We start from the raw sequence: 16432 nt of genomic DNA on the forward strand, positions 1-16432 counted from the left end.
GCACTTGACATTGATACACTTTGTATCATAAATTACTAGTATATAGAATTAAAAGGTACCCGTTTGTACTAGGACTATTGTCCGGTGTGAACGTAAGGAGCTATTGCTATGACAATGGGAGATCGATTAAGGGAATTGCGATTGAGAAAGCGTCTGTCGCAGGAAGACGTCGCCAAGCAGATTGGAATCACCCGATCCGCGTACAGCCATTATGAGATCAACAACCGCCAACCTGTTTACGAAACATTGAAGAAGCTGGCCATTTTGTTTAACGTAACGCTTGATTATATTATCGGCGGCGAGAGTACCAAGCAGGAACACAATGTTTCCCCGGATGCGTTTGAAATCATCCGCATTCTTAACGGCATGGACCATGACAAAAGAAAACAATCCATCGACCGGATGCTCGCTGTAATTAAGCAAGCCGAGTGACCTCTGTACAGCACGGCTTTATAATCTTTACAGCACGGCTTTATAAAATGAAAGCTGGAAGCGCTATCCAGATAGTTGTACCTATTCCAGGTTCGCTCTTGGCACCGATTTTGCCGCCATGCGCTTCAACAATCTCTTTGGCAATCGCAAGGCCCAGACCGCTTCCGCCATCAGCCGAGTTCCGGGATATTTCTTTTTTATAGAAACGGTCGAATATATAGGGCAGATGTTCCGCTTCTATTCCGATCCCGGTGTCAGAGACGGTAATTAAAGCATCATGGGAATCACGTCTATAAGAAAAAGAAAGCGTTATCTTGCCCCCTGTTTGGGTATGCTTGATGGCATTGTAGACCAGGTTTGCCATGACCTGGTCTATTTTTGGCAGATCGAGCTGAAGACTGATCTGCTGTGGATCCGGATAATTGCTGCCGTCCTTATCCCCTATGTATTCACACTCAAAAGCGAGCCCTGCGCTGCGCACATCAATCTCGTACTGCTCGCAAAGCTGCTCCCGCCACTGCTCCAGGCTGACAGCCGCCTTGTCAAAACGATGCTGCCCCGCTTCCAGCTTGGAGAGCTCAAAGAGATCATGGATTAGCCGTTCCAATCCGCCTACCTTGCCAAGCATCATGCGGACGTACCGCTGCCTCTGCTCCTCCGTGTTTACGACTCCGTCCTGAATAGCCTCAAGATACCCCTGAAGCAATGTAATCGGCGTTCGCAAATCATGTGAAATATTTGTCATTAAATGTCGTCTTGAGGTCTCCATCCGGCCAAGCTCCCGGTTCGCTTCCTCCAGCGTCTGGTTGGTCTGCTTCAGGGCGTCCGTTCTCTCCTCGATCCGTTCCTCCAGGTGCGCATTCAATTCCCGCAGCTCATTGGACACCAGTTCGACCCGGCGAAGGGCGCTGGAGAAGCGCGTGGAAATGATAAAGGACTGCATCAATATAAAGAAAAACAACCCGAGCGGCACAAGCTGTGCATATACAAGCCATTCATTATAGAAAAACACATCATTAAATACGGTAAGAACAAAAACGCCCATGCCGGCAAGAACAAAGCTTGCCCCTTCCCTTCTGTTCATCCTTGCAATGACCAGAACGACCAGGCAGTACAGCCCCACAACAAGAGCAAACAGCTGATAAAACAGCAGGATTTTGGAATAGATAATCGCCGGAACGATAAGAACGAAGAAGGTGAGTACAAAGCCGATGCCCATGATCGCTTTAATGGCTTTCCTGGACGCATCCTGCGGGAAGAGCCTGTATACGTACAAGTAGCCTGAAATTGCGCATAACGGCAGTGATATGTAGCCCAGCTTCACCCCTGTTTCCCATGAGATCGGAAAAAACTGGAGCAAATATGAATCGCCGGTGACGCCCGCCCGTAAGGCTACGATCAAACACAGCAGGCCAAAATGAATCGTAAATTTCTCCTGCCTGCGGAATGCATACAACCCGATATGATAAATGCCTATAATCAGCAGGCTTCCGAAAATAACCATATCCTGCGCAGCCGACCATTTTTGCATACGGAGCATAGAGTCGCTGCCCCCTAATCGGAATTCGACCCATATCCCGCCTTTTCGATGCTGAAAATTAGACACCTGCGCCACAATATCGATCTGCCCCGTTTCCGCCTTGAACGCCACAACGCTGGGATACTGCTCCGCTTTCGACGATTGACGGCTTGTCCCCACCGTGCCTTCCGAAGCCAGAAGCTCGCCATTGATCCACAGCTTGTAGGCGCTGTAAATATTGGGCACCCGCAGAGCCAGCACCTGCTCCGTTGGATCGATCCGGACTGTCAGCCGGTAGGTGGCAAAACCCATCCCGCCCGCCAATCCGTAATCCCTGGGATAGCTGTTCCATGATTTCGGCACATCGACATAATGACCTCCCGGAACATTCGAAGCCAGTTGCTCCGGCGTCAGCAGCTGGCGCGGATAGAATGCCCACTCCCCGTTCAATGGCACTGCTCCCTCTTCCAGAAAAGAGCGGTTGCGAAGATCCAGAGTTCCGTGCTCCGCTGCATGCTTTTGAGAGTCCCGGCTGTCTCCGCACCCTGCCAGAGCAAGGGGCAGTGTCAGCAATAAAATGAGTAAAATCAACAGGCGGCGAATAAAAAACTCACTCCTTTTTTGAAAACGCTGATTGCCCATACCTCCCTCCATTAGATATAATGGTTCGAGATAGGGGAGGGTGTAAGATGAACGGCAGTAAAATTTTGGTGGTCGATGATGAACCGGATATTACCGAGCTAATTGCCCTATATATGGAACGTGAGGGTTTTATTGTCCATTCCACGGATAATGGAGAAGAAGCCATCACCCTTGCGGATGCATTGAAACCGGATCTGATCATTTTGGATATATCGCTTAAGACGCTCGACGGCTTCGAAGTTTGTACAAGAATTCGCGCTTCATCCGAAGTGCCCATCTTGTTCATTAGCTGTAAAAGCGATGATATGGATATTATACACGGTCTGAATGTGGGCGGCGACGACTATATCACCAAACCCTTCAGTCCCAGCCAGCTGGTAGCCAGAGTCAAGGCCCACCTGCGCAGACAGAACGTCTTCGAGCAGCAGCGCGCCGAGAGGGAATACGAAGAGGTTCTGAGCTACGACGGCTTAATCATCGATCTTCTGGCCAGGACTGTCCATGTTCAGGGGAAGGAAGTATTCCTCTCAGCCAAAGAATTCGAGCTGCTTGTCCGTCTGGCCAAGTCTCCCAACCGGGCGTTTGCCTTAAATGAGCTCTATATGATCGTTTGGGGTCATGACAGCATGGGGGATACACGGACCCTTATGGTTCATATCAGCAATCTGCGCAAGAAAATCGAGCCCAATCCGGCAAATCCGCTTTATATTCTGACGGTACGCGGTGTGGGCTATAAATTCAATTTCAAGGAAGGAAGTTCTCATGTACAACGCTGATCAATGGAAGGATTATGAACTACTGGATACCGGAGGAGGTGAAAAGCTGGAGCGCTGGGGCTCCTTTGTGCTCAGGCGCCCGGATCCCCAGGTGATCTGGCCGATCACAAGCGAAGCCGGCTTGTGGACAAGCGCGGACGGCCACTATCACCGCAGTTCGTCGGGCGGCGGCGAGTGGGAATTCCGCACGAAGATGCCCGATCGCTGGTCGGTCTCATACGGCGAGCTGAAATTTCATATCAAGCCTACCAGCTTCAAGCACACGGGGTTGTTTCCCGAGCAGGCTGTCAACTGGAGCTGGATGATGGATAAAATCCGCAGGGCCAACCGTCCGATCCGGGTATTGAACTTGTTCGCCTACACAGGCGGTGCAACTGTTGCAGCCGCAGCCGCCGGTGCAGAGGTCTGTCATGTCGATGCAGCCAAGGGCATGGTGCAGTGGGCCAAGGAGAATGCCCAGCTGTCCGGGCTTGAGAACCATCCCATCCGTTACATTACCGACGATGTGTTCAAATTTGTGCAGCGAGAACAGCGCCGCGGACGCGAATATGATGCCATTATTATGGATCCTCCTTCCTACGGCAGAGGACCAAATGGCGAAATGTGGAAATTGGAAGAGAATTTATATCCATTCCTGGAGTCCTGCAGAGCCATCCTGTCTCCGAACCCCCTCTTTGTCCTCGTGAATTCCTATACGACAGGCTTGTCCCCTTCTGTGCTGCATAACCTGCTGCATATGACAATCGGCCAGAAGTATGAGGGAACGATCCGCTGCGGAGAAATCGGACTTCCGATTAAGGCGTCGGGCCTGACCCTGCCCTGCGGTATACTGGGCCGCTGGGAGAGTCAATGATGAGCAGCGGATATCCTCAGTCCGGCCCGGGGAAGCTGGCGGTTTTATATGAGGATAACCACCTGCTCGCCGTCGTCAAGCCGCCCGGCGTCCTCTCCCAGGAGGATGATACGGGCGAACCGGATATGGTGAATCTGCTGAAGCAGGATTTGAAGGAACGCTACTCTAAGCCCGGCAATGTTTTTGTCGGCCTCGTACACCGGCTCGATCGTCCTGTTGGCGGAGCCATGCTTTTTGCCAAAACTTCCAAAGCGGCCTCACGTCTGTCTGATTCGGTCCGCACCCGTTCTTTCGATAAGATCTATGTTGCCCTGGTCCAGGGAGCTCCTGAAGCATCCTCCGGCCGTCTGGTGCACTATCTGAGCAAGGACGCGAAGCGTAATATCGTTACCGTGTATGATCGGCCGGCAGCCGATGCCAAAGAAGCGGTGCTGGATTACGCCGTTGTCGCAAGCAGGGGCAGCTGCTCTCTGGTTGTTGTCCGCCTGCTGACAGGCAGATCCCATCAAATCCGCGCTCAAATGGCCGCAATCGGCTGCCCGCTGCTCTATGACCGGAAATATGGCGCGGCTGCGGTGGAGGGAGAACGGGATATCGCATTGTGGTCTGTATCAATCGGTGTGTCACATCCGGTAACCAAGGAATGGATGACCTTCCGCTCGCTTCCCCCCATGGAGGAGCCATGGAACAGATTCGACGCGGAGGATTATTCCAGAGGTCTTGAGAGACTGCCGGCTTCAGGAGAACTGCGATGAGAATGCTGCGGCTTGTCATAACGGTAATCGTTCTTCTCCCGCTGCTGTCGGGCTGTATGGATACACCGAAGCTGAACGATAACCCGGGCATTGAGAAAAGCTCCGAAGCCGCAAACACGGATACGGGTACGGAGCAGCTCCAACCAAAGCCGATTGATTCTTCGCCTGCCGCGAAACCTCTTGACACCGAAGTGGAGCCCGCCAACGATATCGCAAATGAACCAGCTGTTGAAGAAACGGATCCAGCAGGAAACGATGAAGTTGTTCCAGATAGCGAAGCGGTATGGATGGCGGTCGGAGATATCATGATGCATATGCCCCAGCTGCCTTCTTCCTATGACGTGAAAACGAAAAAATACAATTTCAATCCCTTTTTCACTCAAGTGAAGCCGCTTCTGGAGCAGGGCGATTGGACGCTTGGCAATCTGGAGACGCCCATCGCCGGCAAGTCGCTTGGCTATTCCGGTTTTCCGCGTTTTAATTCCCCCGTCGAACTGGCAAGCGCTCTTAAATATGCCGGCTTCAATGTGATCACCAACGCGAATAATCACGCCATGGACCGCGGGGCGCAAGGCATTGATCTGACGTTAAAGCATCTGCTGGAACAGGACTTCACTGTCAAAGGAACGGCCAGATCCCGGGCGGAGGCGGACCACCTCACCCTTGTAGATCACAAAGGAATACGCATGGGCCTGCTTGCGTATACGTATGGCACCAATGGTATTCCACTGCCCAAGGATAAGCCTTACGCGGTTTCTCTGATCGACGAAGAGGCCATGGTCCGCGACATCGGCCGTCTCCATGAGGCCGGGGCGGATTTTATCACCATTGCCCTCCATTTCGGCATTGAATACCAGACGGCGCCGAATGACGAGCAAAAGGCGCTGGCCCGCAAGCTTATTGCTGCCGGTGCGGATATTATAGCAGGCTCTCATCCCCATGTGCTGCAGCCCTATGAGACCGTAGAAACGACAGAGCCCGATGGTTCTGTAAGACGCGGTCTGATCATATACTCGATGGGTAACTTTATTTCCAACCAACGCGGGGACACCAAGGATTACGGCGTGATTTACAAGGTTATGATTCATAAAAACAATACAACCCATCGTACGACAATCGGCGAAATTCAGACGATTCCGACATGGGTCTACCGCAGCGGAAACAAGGAAGCCTTTAAATATGCGGTTGTGCCTCTTGCGCAGACGATTAAGAACCGCAGCCTCAAAGGACTTGCCTCTGCGGACTATTCGCTGCTTAGCAGGCAGCTGGCGCTGGTGAACAAACGATTGAATTCCATGGCGGTTCATGAGGCCATTGCCAAATAATCAGGCGGAGCAGCTTAAAGCTGCGCGGCCAGTCAGCAAAAAACGCACATCCGATTCAACGTGAAGATGAAGTCGGCTGTGCGTTTTTTTGTTTTTTACTGGAAATTAACTAAGAGGCCGCTATGGATGCACCTTATTATGAATTTGCGACTTTACCGAGCAGATAAACAAGCAGCTGCTGATTATGCGAGGAGATCCGGTCCAGCGCTTCTCCGATATACGCATCTCTTAATTCAATTCCGCGCTTCGCTTCCGACTCGCCTTTAGCGGTCACATTCACCCATACAATTCTGCGGTCATGATCATCGCGGCTGCGCGTCACCAGACCGCCTCTCTCCATCCGGTCAAGCAGGGTGGTGATCGCGGCGGGCGTCGTCGTTAGATAAGCAAGCAAATCCGAGGGCTTCATCGGCTGATGCTGAAGCAAAAGCTCCAGCACGCCCAGTTGGCCTTCCGTTAAACCCGGTGCAAGCGACTCCTCCAGATGCATTTTCCATTCCTTTGTCATCTTCATCCACAAGCGGGCAAACTCCGCAGATACCATTACCGTCACCACCTCAAGCTCTCTGTATTCTTACCTTCATTATATCATTGGCAAATGTCGGATTAAAGGTTAATGCAATTAATATTTTGCGCCATTAATCGAGTCTTTAGAGAACCTTTAGACAACATATGACATAGATTATCAATATGGGCTGTTGACCAGGATCGAATTGAAGGACAGGAGCGTGAAGAGAATGGATGAGCGTAAGCTGGCTTTGATACAGAAGTTGATTGACGCCGGAATTATATTAAAAGACCCACAATGGCTGGACCGGTTGAATGAACCGGCGCCTCTGTGGGTCGTTCTGGATATTTTGACGCAGTTTATGGAGCGCAGCGAGCCGCCTTATCAGCCGTTTGATTGAATTCTCTTATACCTTATGGAAGAAGGTTACGAGCGGGTCCTTCTTATCGACAGTGACAATGGCCTTGCCTGTCGACTTCCGGTCGCCGATAGGAGCTTTTTCCGTGGTCGTGGTGTGAGCTGCGCCCGATGCCGTGACGGCCAGCAATTCCCGCTCTTCTCTGCAGTAAATGGCGCCGATAAGCTGCTCGCCGTTCGATCTTACCCGCTTGCCTTCCTTAAACTCAAAGCTGATCATGCCCTTGCCGCCCCGTCCCTGTATAGGGTAGTCCATAAGCAGCGACCGTTTGGCAAAACCGAGCTCGGTCAGGACAAGCACTTCTCCTTCATCTCCGGATACCCATTCCGCACCCACGATTTCGTCCTCCGGACGAAGCTGGATACCACGGACCCCTGCAGCTACACGCCCCATCGCGCTCACTTCGCTCTCAATAAACCGGATGCTCATTCCAAGCTTGCTGACCAGCAGCAGTTCCTTGGTTCCATCGCTTGGGACAACCTTGAGCACTTCGTCGCCTTCCGAGACTTTGATAGCCGCGATAGCTGTGGAACGCGTTGAGCGGTATTCCTTCAAGTCAGTTCGTTTAACCTGGCCGCGTTTGGTGACGAATGCCAGCGACCGGCCCTGCTCTTCAAAATCCTTTACCGGAATGATGCTCACGATGGAATCATCCTTCGGAATCGGCACCACATTGACAACCGCCGTCCCCGCATCCTTCCACTTGAATTCCGGAATAAGATGAACAGGCAGCATATAATAATGGCCTTTGCGGGTGAACAGCAGGAGCTGTTCAATCGTGTTCACATCAAGCATGGTCCGGATAAAGTCGCCTTCCTTGACGCCTGCACTGGAGAGTTCTCCGCCTGATCGGGTAAAGGAGAGCTTCGAGGTCCGTTTGATATATCCATGTAGGCTGAGTGTTACATACACTTCTTCAGCAGGCACGATAACCTCGAGATTCACCTTCAGTTCGTCGACTTCACCCTGAATGCCGGAACGCCGGTCGATTCCGAAACTGCCGCGAATATCGAGAAGCTCATCCTTAATGACCCCGATCAGCTTTTTCTCACTGCCCAGAATGGACTTGTAATAGGCGATCCGTTTTTGAATTTCCTTCAATTCCTTCTCCAGCGAAGTAATTTCCAGATTCGTCAAACGATACAACTGGAGTGTCAGAATGGCATCCGATTGCCGTTCGGTGAATTCAAACTTCGAGACGAGATTGTTTTGCGCGTCCTGGCGGTTCTTGGAGGCTTTGATCGTGGCAATAATTTCATCAAGCAGATTCAGCGCTTTAACCAGGCCCTCCAGCACATGGGCGCGGTCCTCGGCTTTTTCCAATTCATATTTGGTGCGGAATGTAACGACTTCCCGCTGATGAGCAATATAAGCGGTGAGCATATCCTTAAGTCCCAGCTGCCTCGGGGTCTTGTTGACGATGGCCACCATGTTGAAATTATAGGTCACCTGAAGATCGGTTTTCTTGAGCAGATAGGCAAGGATCCCCTGCGCATCGACATCTTTCTTCAGCTCTACGACGATCCGCATCCCGTTTCGTCCGCTCTCGTCACGAACCTCGGCGATTCCTTCGACCTTTTTCTCGATCCGGATGTTCTCCATGGCGGTAACAAGCCGCGATTTGACGACTTGATACGGAATTTCGGTGATGACGATTTGTTGGCGTCCGGCCTTCATATCCTCAATAGCAACCTTCGAACGGATATAAATGCGGCCTTTTCCCGTCTCATAGGCTTCACGGATGCCTTCTTCCCCCATGATCAGACCACCAGTCGGGAAATCCGGGCCCTTCACAATGGACATCAGCTGTTCCAGATTCAGATCCGGCTGCTCCATCACCGCAATACAGGCATCAATGACTTCAATGAGGTTATGAGGCGGAATTTCCGTGGCAAAACCTGACGAAATCCCGCTTACCCCGTTAACAAGCAAATTCGGGTAACGGGATGGGAGGACGACGGGCTCTTTGGTTGTATTATCAAAGTTATCCTTGAACAAAACCGTCCGTTTCTCAATATCCCGCAGAAGCTCCATCGCGATTTTGGAAAGGCGGGCCTCCGTATAACGCATGGCCGCTGCGGGATCATCATCCTGAGAACCCCAGTTGCCATGGCCGTCAACAAGCATATGCCCCATTTTCCAGGGCTGTGCCATCCGGACCATACCCTCATAAATCGAAGAGTCGCCATGCGGATGGTAATTTCCCATCACGTCGCCGACCGTCTTGGCAGACTTGCGGTACGGCTTGTCCGGCGTATTGCCGGCATCGTACATGGCGTACAAAATACGCCGCTGCACCGGCTTTAATCCATCGCGGACATCGGGAATCGCGCGATCCTGAATAATATACTTTGAATAGCGTCCAAATCGGTCCCCGACGACCTCCTCCAGAAACGCCGGCAGAAACTGTTCCATCATACCCATTTATGTTTAGCTCCTAACCTTTATTGCGGGGCTGGTACAGGCTGCATCGCTTAAGGGCGCGTTCCTCTCCAACCCCGCTTTATTGCGGGTTATTCTTCATACTCCGTAAAATCAACATTTTCCACGATCCATCGTTTGCGCGGATCCACTTTATCGCCCATCAGCGTCGATACACGGCGCTCGGCTTTGGCCGCGTCCTCGATCTGGACCTGAAGCAGCGTACGGGATTCGGGATTCATGGTGGTTTCCCACAGCTGATCGGGATTCATCTCTCCCAGCCCTTTATAACGCTGAAGCTCAAACTGCTTGCCGAACTCTTTCAAATAGTTTTGCAGCTGTTCGTCGGTCCAGGCGTATCGAACCGTCTCCAGCTTGCCGGATTTGCGGGTAATTTTGTATAGCGGAGGCTGAGCGATAAATACCCGCCCCAGATCGATAAGCGGCTTCATGTACCGGTAAAAGAACGTGAGCAACAGCACCTGGATATGGGCGCCGTCCGTATCCGCGTCGGTCATGATAATAATCTTGTTATAGTTGCATGATTCCGCATCAAACTCGGGTCCGATTCCGGCTCCGATTGCTGCGATAATCGCCTTATATTCATCGTTTTTGAGGATATCGGCGAGCTTTGACTTCTCCGGATTCATCGGTTTTCCCTTGAGAGGCAGAATCGCCTGATGCTTCGAATCCCGTCCCTGCTTGGCCGAGCCTCCAGCGGAATCCCCTTCAACGATAAAAAGCTCGTTGCGGGTGTAGTCCTTGGATTGCGCCGGTGTCAGCTTACCGCCCAGATTGGAGCTCTCGCTCTTCTTCTTGCCGCTGCGAATTTCCTCGCGCGCTTTGCGCGCTGCCTCGCGCGCCCTTGATGCCTGAATCGATTTTTTCAACAGCATTTGGGCAGTTTGCGGATTTTCTTCGAGAAATACCTGCATTTTATCCGAAACAATCGCATCAACTGCGCCGCGCGCCGAGGCGCTTCCCAGCTGGTCTTTCGTCTGGCCGACAAATTCCACTTCCGACATCTTGATGTTAATGACAGCCATCATGCCTTCGCGGAGATCATTTCCCTCAAGGTTCTTGTCTTTCTCCTTGATCAGCGAATTCTTGCGTGCATAATCATTCATCACCCGCGTATAGGCGGTCTTGAACCCCGTCTCATGCGTACCGCCGCCTCGGGTTGGGATTGAATTGACGAACGAGGCCATCGTTTCCGTATATCCGTCATTGTACTGCAGCGCGACTTCGACTTCAATATCGTCCCGCTCTCCGGTAAAATGAATGACCTCATGCAGCACTGTTTTCTCTTCATTCAGAAACTGGACGAATTGACGGGCGCCGCCTTCGTAATAATAAATATCCTGTTTGCCGCTTCGCTCATCCTTTACGGAAACCTTAAGCCCCGAATTGAGAAAGGCAATCTCCTGAAGCCGTTCGGATAAGGTATCAAAATTAATGGCGATGTTGCCGTGGAATACACGGGCATCCGGCTTGAAGGTGACCTTCGTGCCGGTGCGGTTCGTATTGCCGATAACTTCAAGTCCGGTCGTCGGCTCGCCGACATGCTCCTTGCCTTTCTTGTCGACCCAATATTCGAAGCGCTGCTTATGGATTTTACCGTCACGGAAGATTTCCACCTCCAGCCACTCGGACAGCGCGTTCGTAACCGAAGCGCCAACGCCGTGAAGACCGCCGGATTTCTTATATCCCCCGCCGCCGAATTTACCTCCTGCATGCAGCATCGTAAAGACAACCTGCGGAGTCGGAATCCCGGTCTTATGCACCCCTGTCGGGATACCCCTGCCATTATCGCGAACCATGATTGAGCCGTCATTATGGATAACGACCTCAATAACGGAGCAGAATTTTGCCAAATGCTCGTCAACCGCATTGTCGACGATCTCCCAGACGAGATGATGAAGTCCCGAGGTAGTCGTGCTCCCGATGTACATCCCGGGCCGTTTGCGAACAGCGGTTAACCCCTCCAGCACTTGTATATCGTCTGCTTCATAGTTGCGATCGGCAGCCGAAGAAGTTGCGCCCGCAAACAGATCCACCTGCTCAGTCATACACGTCCTCCTAAAAGTTTTGTGTGATACAACTTGATGTACTTCAGAGCGAGCACAAAACTCGCTTCGTAAGCATAATCCAAGTTTTTGCGCGGCTCTGCCTGATGGGACCAGACCATGGTTCCATCAAGCAAAAGCTCGCTTCGTAAGCGTTACTTAAGTTTTGTGTGATACAACTTGATGTACTTCAGCGCGAGCACAAAACTCGCTTCGTAAGCATAATCCAAGTTTTTTGCGCGGCTCTGCCTGATGGAAGCAGAACCTGGTTCCACCAGACGAAAGCTCGCTTCATAAGCATTTCTTGAAGTAATTGTGTGGTACCACTGGTAAATCTCAGTCTCGGCTCAAAACTTGCCTTGTAAGCATAAGCTAATATTTGACGAATATGCAAGACCCTTTATGTTCTTTCGCAAATAAGCACCGCTTACCCAAGCTATTTTAATTCAAGATGTCCTGTTTCGTAAAGACGGTGAATGACACAATTAGTCCTCCGACAGCCCACGCCGCCAAGGTGAGAAGCGAAAATGTAAGGGTCATCCCTTCAATCGGAGGCGGCGAGCCCGCCAGATAGTCGGTCAGCTGCAGATTGACGGCAAAGACATACTTGGCGCTCTCCCAGGAGGAGGACATGCTGGCCAGGATTGTTCCGGCGATAACAGCCGCCATCATCGTGACAATGCTTGCCGCTGTGCTGCGGACCAGGACTGAAACCATTAAGGCCAGTATCGCCACAGTCATCGATGAGAACCAGATCAGACCCGATTGCATCAGCAGGTACTGCCACTGCGGGAGAGCATGAACCAGGCTGTTGTCCACGTTTGCGCCATTCAGCACAAAGCCCGTAAATATCGGCATATTCCAGCCCTGATAGCCAAAGAAGAGTCCTGAAATGAGATAACATAGAATACCGCTCGCGATGACGATCAGAGAGACATAAAGCGTTAGCGCCACCAGCTTGCTGAACAATATTTTCCATCTTCGTACCGGTCTTGTCAGCAGCATTTTGATCGTTCCGCTTGAACGTTCACCCGACACCAGGTCGGAAGCAATGGCCAGCACCAGCAGCGGATAGAACAAAGAGACGGAATTCTCCATAAATCCCCGTGTGAAGGTGACCCCGTCAGGCGAATTCGGATTTACATCGTGATTCAAATAATACTGCAGCTGCTGCACGGCGATTTTTCGATACCGTTTCCACTCTTCCGGAATCCGTTCGCTGGAAAGCGTATTCTGATAATCATTGATTTGCTGGACGAGCTGGTTGCGCCAATCCTTGAAATTCTTTTTGTTGGTTTCGGCAATTTTCACCTGGGCATAAGTAAATACCGGAATAAGGACGAGCAGGACGAGAACGACCACGTAGAAGCGGTTTTTTTTCCAAATTTTCAGCGTCTCATTCTGTATCAGCGGCAGCAATCTATCCAATGCTCTCCCCCTCCGTCATTTTCAAAAATAGCTCCTCGAGCGTAGGTGCAACGCGCTGCACAGACCGGACTCCGATACCGGCACGAACCGCTTGCTCAACGACGTACGGGATTCGTTCAAGCGGCATCGTTGTAATGACTGCCTGCTCCATTCCGGCCAGTATCCCCTCGTCGATCTGATGCTCGTGATCTCCGACAAAAACAATATCCGGCTCGCCTGCAAGCAGCCGTCTCCCCGCGTCAGACTGATCGAACTGCCAGACCACATAACTGCCGGCCTGATTGACAAGCTCGTCAACCGTTCCGACGGCAAGTACGCGTCCATGGCTGATTATGGCGACGCGGTCGCACATCAATTGAATTTCACTGAGCAGATGACTGGAGATAAACAGGCTCATTCCCTGACCTGCAAGCATGCGGACAAATTCCCGCAGCTCCTTGATTCCTTTGGGATCCAGCCCGTTCGTCGGTTCATCCAGAATCAGCAGTTTGGGCCGTCCGAGCAGCGCTTGAGCAATGCCCAGCCTTTGGCGCATACCAAGCGAATATGTTTTGACTTTATCGTGAATACGCTGGTCCAGCCCTACGACGCCGACAACCTCCTGAATGCGTTTTTCATCAATTCCGCGCTGCATCCTGGCAAAATGCTCGAGATTCTCCCACCCGCTCATATAAGTATAGACCTCGGGATTTTCAACGATACAGCCAATATGCTTAAGCGCATTCTCAGGGTCCTGGTGAACATTATGTCCACAAATGCTGATTTCACCTGAAGTCGGCTTGATCAAATCTACCAGCATCCGGATTGTCGTTGTTTTGCCGGAGCCGTTCGGTCCAAGAAAACCGAAAATTTCACCGGCACGGACATCAAAAGAAACGTCATGAATAATCATTTTACGTCCAATTCTCTTCTTCACATCTTTAACGGACATGATAATCTCGTGATTTTCCGCTGGAACAGGCGGCTGGGGCGGTTGGGCAGCGGACATCGAACACATCGGATAAAGCCTCCTATTCCAAGGACTGGGCAATACGCGCGGCGATTTGCGCATAGCCGTCATGATTCGGGTGAAAATGATCGGAAGAAATATAGGTTTGAATGGTATTCTCAAACAAATCGAAGGTTGGGATAAGCGTCATATTGGGATATTGATGAAGCAGCTCATAAGCCTGAGTGTTCCATTTCTGCACCTCGAGGCTGCCTTCACGCAAATCCTGCAGATCATAAAACGGGTTATAAATACCCGTATATACCACCTGTGCCGTCGGATTTATTTCATGCAGCTCCGCAACAACGGACTTCAGCCGCGCGATCCCTATAGGCAGCTCCCTCCGCAGCTTGTCGAGACTGAAATTTCCAGTTGCCTCGCTTGCCTCTTCACCAGTTGCAATCTGAAACAAATCGTTTCCTCCAATGGTAAATAAAATCAAATTTGCTTGTGATATGGAATATCGGTAGCCCTTATCCGTTTTCAGCTGTTCCACAAGCTGATCGGCGCGCAGACCGTTGATGGCCAGATTATTATTCAGCTTAACAGGAATCCTGAATTTCTCCTGCAGGAGCCGGACAACCTGCTTCACGTATCCTTCGCCTGTCGCATCTCCGGTCCCCTTGGTCAACGAATCGCCAAAAGCCGTGATGCGAATTTCTTTACTTGCCGCGAGGCTCGCTGTTTTCTCCGGTTGAACGGCAGAGCTCTCGCCTTCGTATGTCTTGCCGGCCGGCCACAGCATATCTTTGACCGAGTAGCCGAATCCAAACAGGAGGAGAAGAGTGGATGCAAGCGCGGTTATGCTTACGGCTCTCCAAAGCCCCGTCGACCGATTGCTCTTCATGTTATGTATTTCCCCCTATTACTCGAAAATGTAAAATGATGCCGGAAAGGTTCATCAGGCCTGTATACGTTTAAAATAAAGCTTTGCCCACGAATTTGCAAATTATGACGGATTTTGGAAAACAGGTAAAAACCCGAGCGGGCGTAAGTCCGAACCGGATCAGATCAATTGCAGGACCTGACAATTCGTTTCACGCTGGCGCTCGGGCGAGATCATGATCACCACAGTCAGCTGTATTCGATTGTTAGTGATTCCGCCGCCTGTCTTGCAAGCTCGCGCGCTTGCTCGGTATTATCCGCGGAACATAGCGCAACGGCCATACGTCTGCCCGGCTTGGTGACAGGCTTGCCGAACACACGGACTTGTGTATTCGGCAGTGAAAGCGCATCGCCAATGCCGTTGATCCGGAAGGAATCCGAATCCCGGTCCGCCTTCAGCGTATAGGAAGCGCCAGGCGTAAGCAGCCGGATCGTGGGTACCGGAAAGCCGAGAATCGCCCGGGCGTGCAGAGCAAATTCCGATAAATCCTGCGTCGCCATCGTCACCATTCCGGTATCATGCGGTCTGGGTGAGACTTCGCTGAACAAGACGCCTTCGGAGGTCAAAAACAGCTCTACACCGTAGATGCCATACCCGCCCAGCTCCTCCGTTACCGCTCTCGCAATCGCTTCGGCTTCGGCAATCTGCTTGTCCGCCATGGCGTGCGGCTGCCAGGATTCAATATAATCGCCGTCCTTCTGAACATGTCCAATAGGCGCGCAGAATGCCGTACCCGACACGGAACGGACCGTAAGCAGCGTGATCTCGGACTCGAAATGGATGAATCCTTCCACGATTACGCGCTGTTTCTTCGCACGTCCCCCGTCCATGGCGATCTGCCAGCAGCCTTCGACATCCGCTTCCGAGCGGCAGACGCTTTGGCCTTTGCCGGATGAGCTCATAATAGGCTTGATTACGCAGGGAGTACCCAGCTCAGCAACAGCCTGCTGCAGTTCTTCAAGCGTATCGGCAAAACGGTATGGAGCCGTGGGCAGGCCCAGCGTCTCGGCAGCAAGCCGGCGGATTCCTTCGCGGTCCATGGTCAGCAGAGCGGCGCGGGCTGTCGGAATCACATGAAATCCTTCCTGCTCCAGCTCCACAAGCGCGCTTGTGGCAATCGCTTCGATTTCGGGCACAATGAGATCGGGTTTTTCTTGCAGAATAAGCTCTCTAAGCGCCGATGCATCCAGCATGTCGATCACATGGGAGCGATGGGCGACCTGCATAGCGGGAGCGTTGGCATACCGGTCTACGGCAATGGTCTCGATGCCAAGACGCTGCGCTTCCATGACAACTTCCTTGCCCAGTTCACCGGAGCCAAGGAGCATGATTTTTCGGGCATGAGGAGTAAGCGGTGATCCGTAGGACATAAAAAAAAGAACCTCCTGGAAGAAACCGATGAGAGCTAAGCTGCT

At 51.7% G+C, this 16432-nt stretch carries 14 protein-coding genes; 6 read left to right on the forward strand and 8 right to left on the reverse strand.

Annotation, left to right across the window (positions count from 1 at the left end; all coding sequences use genetic code 11):
• The first annotated feature begins 108 nt into the window (after positions 1–108).
• Positions 109–432 (forward strand): helix-turn-helix domain-containing protein, encoded by a 324-nt coding sequence (locus AC0YOA_RS15365; protein WP_210040409.1) that lies wholly within the window; start codon positions 109–111, stop codon positions 430–432.
• A gap of 40 nt (positions 433–472) precedes the next feature.
• Here AC0YOA_RS15365 and AC0YOA_RS15370 read toward each other — a convergent pair whose 3' ends face one another.
• The gene (locus tag AC0YOA_RS15370) at positions 473–2593 is read right to left on the reverse strand and encodes an ATP-binding protein (RefSeq protein WP_475787330.1); all 2121 of its coding nucleotides are present in this window, start codon (positions 2591–2593) and stop codon (positions 473–475) included.
• Between the two features lie 47 nt (positions 2594–2640).
• On the opposite strand from AC0YOA_RS15370, the gene AC0YOA_RS15375 reads away from it, so the two are divergent.
• From AC0YOA_RS15375 to AC0YOA_RS15390, 4 genes are read left to right on the forward strand one after another with little or no spacing between them, the layout of a single operon-like run.
• A complete protein-coding gene (locus tag AC0YOA_RS15375; RefSeq protein WP_210040405.1) occupies positions 2641–3369 on the forward strand; it encodes a response regulator in 729 nt (242 codons plus the stop codon).
• Positions 3356–4222, forward strand: a complete 867-nt coding sequence (locus AC0YOA_RS15380; RefSeq protein ID WP_475787331.1) for a class I SAM-dependent methyltransferase — start codon at positions 3356–3358, stop codon at positions 4220–4222. Before AC0YOA_RS15375 ends, AC0YOA_RS15380 begins: the two co-directional genes overlap by 14 nt.
• Positions 4219–4977, forward strand: a complete 759-nt coding sequence (locus AC0YOA_RS15385; RefSeq protein WP_475787332.1) for an RluA family pseudouridine synthase — start codon at positions 4219–4221, stop codon at positions 4975–4977. Before AC0YOA_RS15380 ends, AC0YOA_RS15385 begins: the two co-directional genes overlap by 4 nt.
• Positions 4974–6302 (forward strand): CapA family protein, encoded by a 1329-nt coding sequence (locus AC0YOA_RS15390; RefSeq protein WP_475787333.1) that lies wholly within the window; start codon positions 4974–4976, stop codon positions 6300–6302. The genes AC0YOA_RS15385 and AC0YOA_RS15390 overlap by 4 nt, the downstream gene beginning before the upstream one ends.
• Positions 6303–6438: 136 nt before the next feature.
• Here AC0YOA_RS15390 and AC0YOA_RS15395 read toward each other — a convergent pair whose 3' ends face one another.
• Entirely contained in the window at positions 6439–6846 is a 408-nt protein-coding gene (locus AC0YOA_RS15395) for a MarR family winged helix-turn-helix transcriptional regulator (protein ID WP_210040398.1), read from the reverse strand.
• Between the two features lie 193 nt (positions 6847–7039).
• On the opposite strand from AC0YOA_RS15395, the gene AC0YOA_RS15400 reads away from it, so the two are divergent.
• Positions 7040–7210 (forward strand): hypothetical protein, encoded by a 171-nt coding sequence (locus tag AC0YOA_RS15400; RefSeq protein ID WP_210040396.1) that lies wholly within the window; start codon positions 7040–7042, stop codon positions 7208–7210.
• A gap of 6 nt (positions 7211–7216) precedes the next feature.
• Here AC0YOA_RS15400 and gyrA read toward each other — a convergent pair whose 3' ends face one another.
• From gyrA to purT, 6 genes are all read right to left on the reverse strand, one after another.
• Entirely contained in the window at positions 7217–9652 is a 2436-nt protein-coding gene (gene gyrA / locus AC0YOA_RS15405; protein ID WP_475787334.1) for a DNA gyrase subunit A, read from the reverse strand.
• An 89-nt stretch (positions 9653–9741) separates the two neighbouring features.
• Positions 9742–11718: a DNA topoisomerase IV subunit B gene (parE, locus tag AC0YOA_RS15410; RefSeq protein ID WP_475787335.1), complete on the reverse strand. Its 1977-nt coding sequence runs from the start codon at positions 11716–11718 to the stop codon at positions 9742–9744.
• 438 nt (positions 11719–12156) lie between these two features.
• On the reverse strand, positions 12157–13143 hold the full coding sequence (locus AC0YOA_RS15415; RefSeq protein WP_475787336.1) for an ABC transporter permease: 987 nt from the start codon (positions 13141–13143) through the stop codon (positions 12157–12159).
• Positions 13136–14131: an ABC transporter ATP-binding protein gene (locus tag AC0YOA_RS15420; protein ID WP_475787394.1), complete on the reverse strand. Its 996-nt coding sequence runs from the start codon at positions 14129–14131 to the stop codon at positions 13136–13138. Before AC0YOA_RS15420 ends, AC0YOA_RS15415 begins: the two co-directional genes overlap by 8 nt.
• A 22-nt stretch (positions 14132–14153) precedes the next feature.
• Positions 14154–14978: a GDSL-type esterase/lipase family protein gene (locus AC0YOA_RS15425; RefSeq protein ID WP_475787337.1), complete on the reverse strand. Its 825-nt coding sequence runs from the start codon at positions 14976–14978 to the stop codon at positions 14154–14156.
• Between the two features lie 227 nt (positions 14979–15205).
• Positions 15206–16387 (reverse strand): formate-dependent phosphoribosylglycinamide formyltransferase, encoded by a 1182-nt coding sequence (gene purT, locus AC0YOA_RS15430; RefSeq protein WP_475787338.1) that lies wholly within the window; start codon positions 16385–16387, stop codon positions 15206–15208.
• Between the last annotated feature and the right edge of the window lie 45 nt (positions 16388–16432).

This window comes from Paenibacillus sp. JT22N12 (assembly GCF_056269365.1).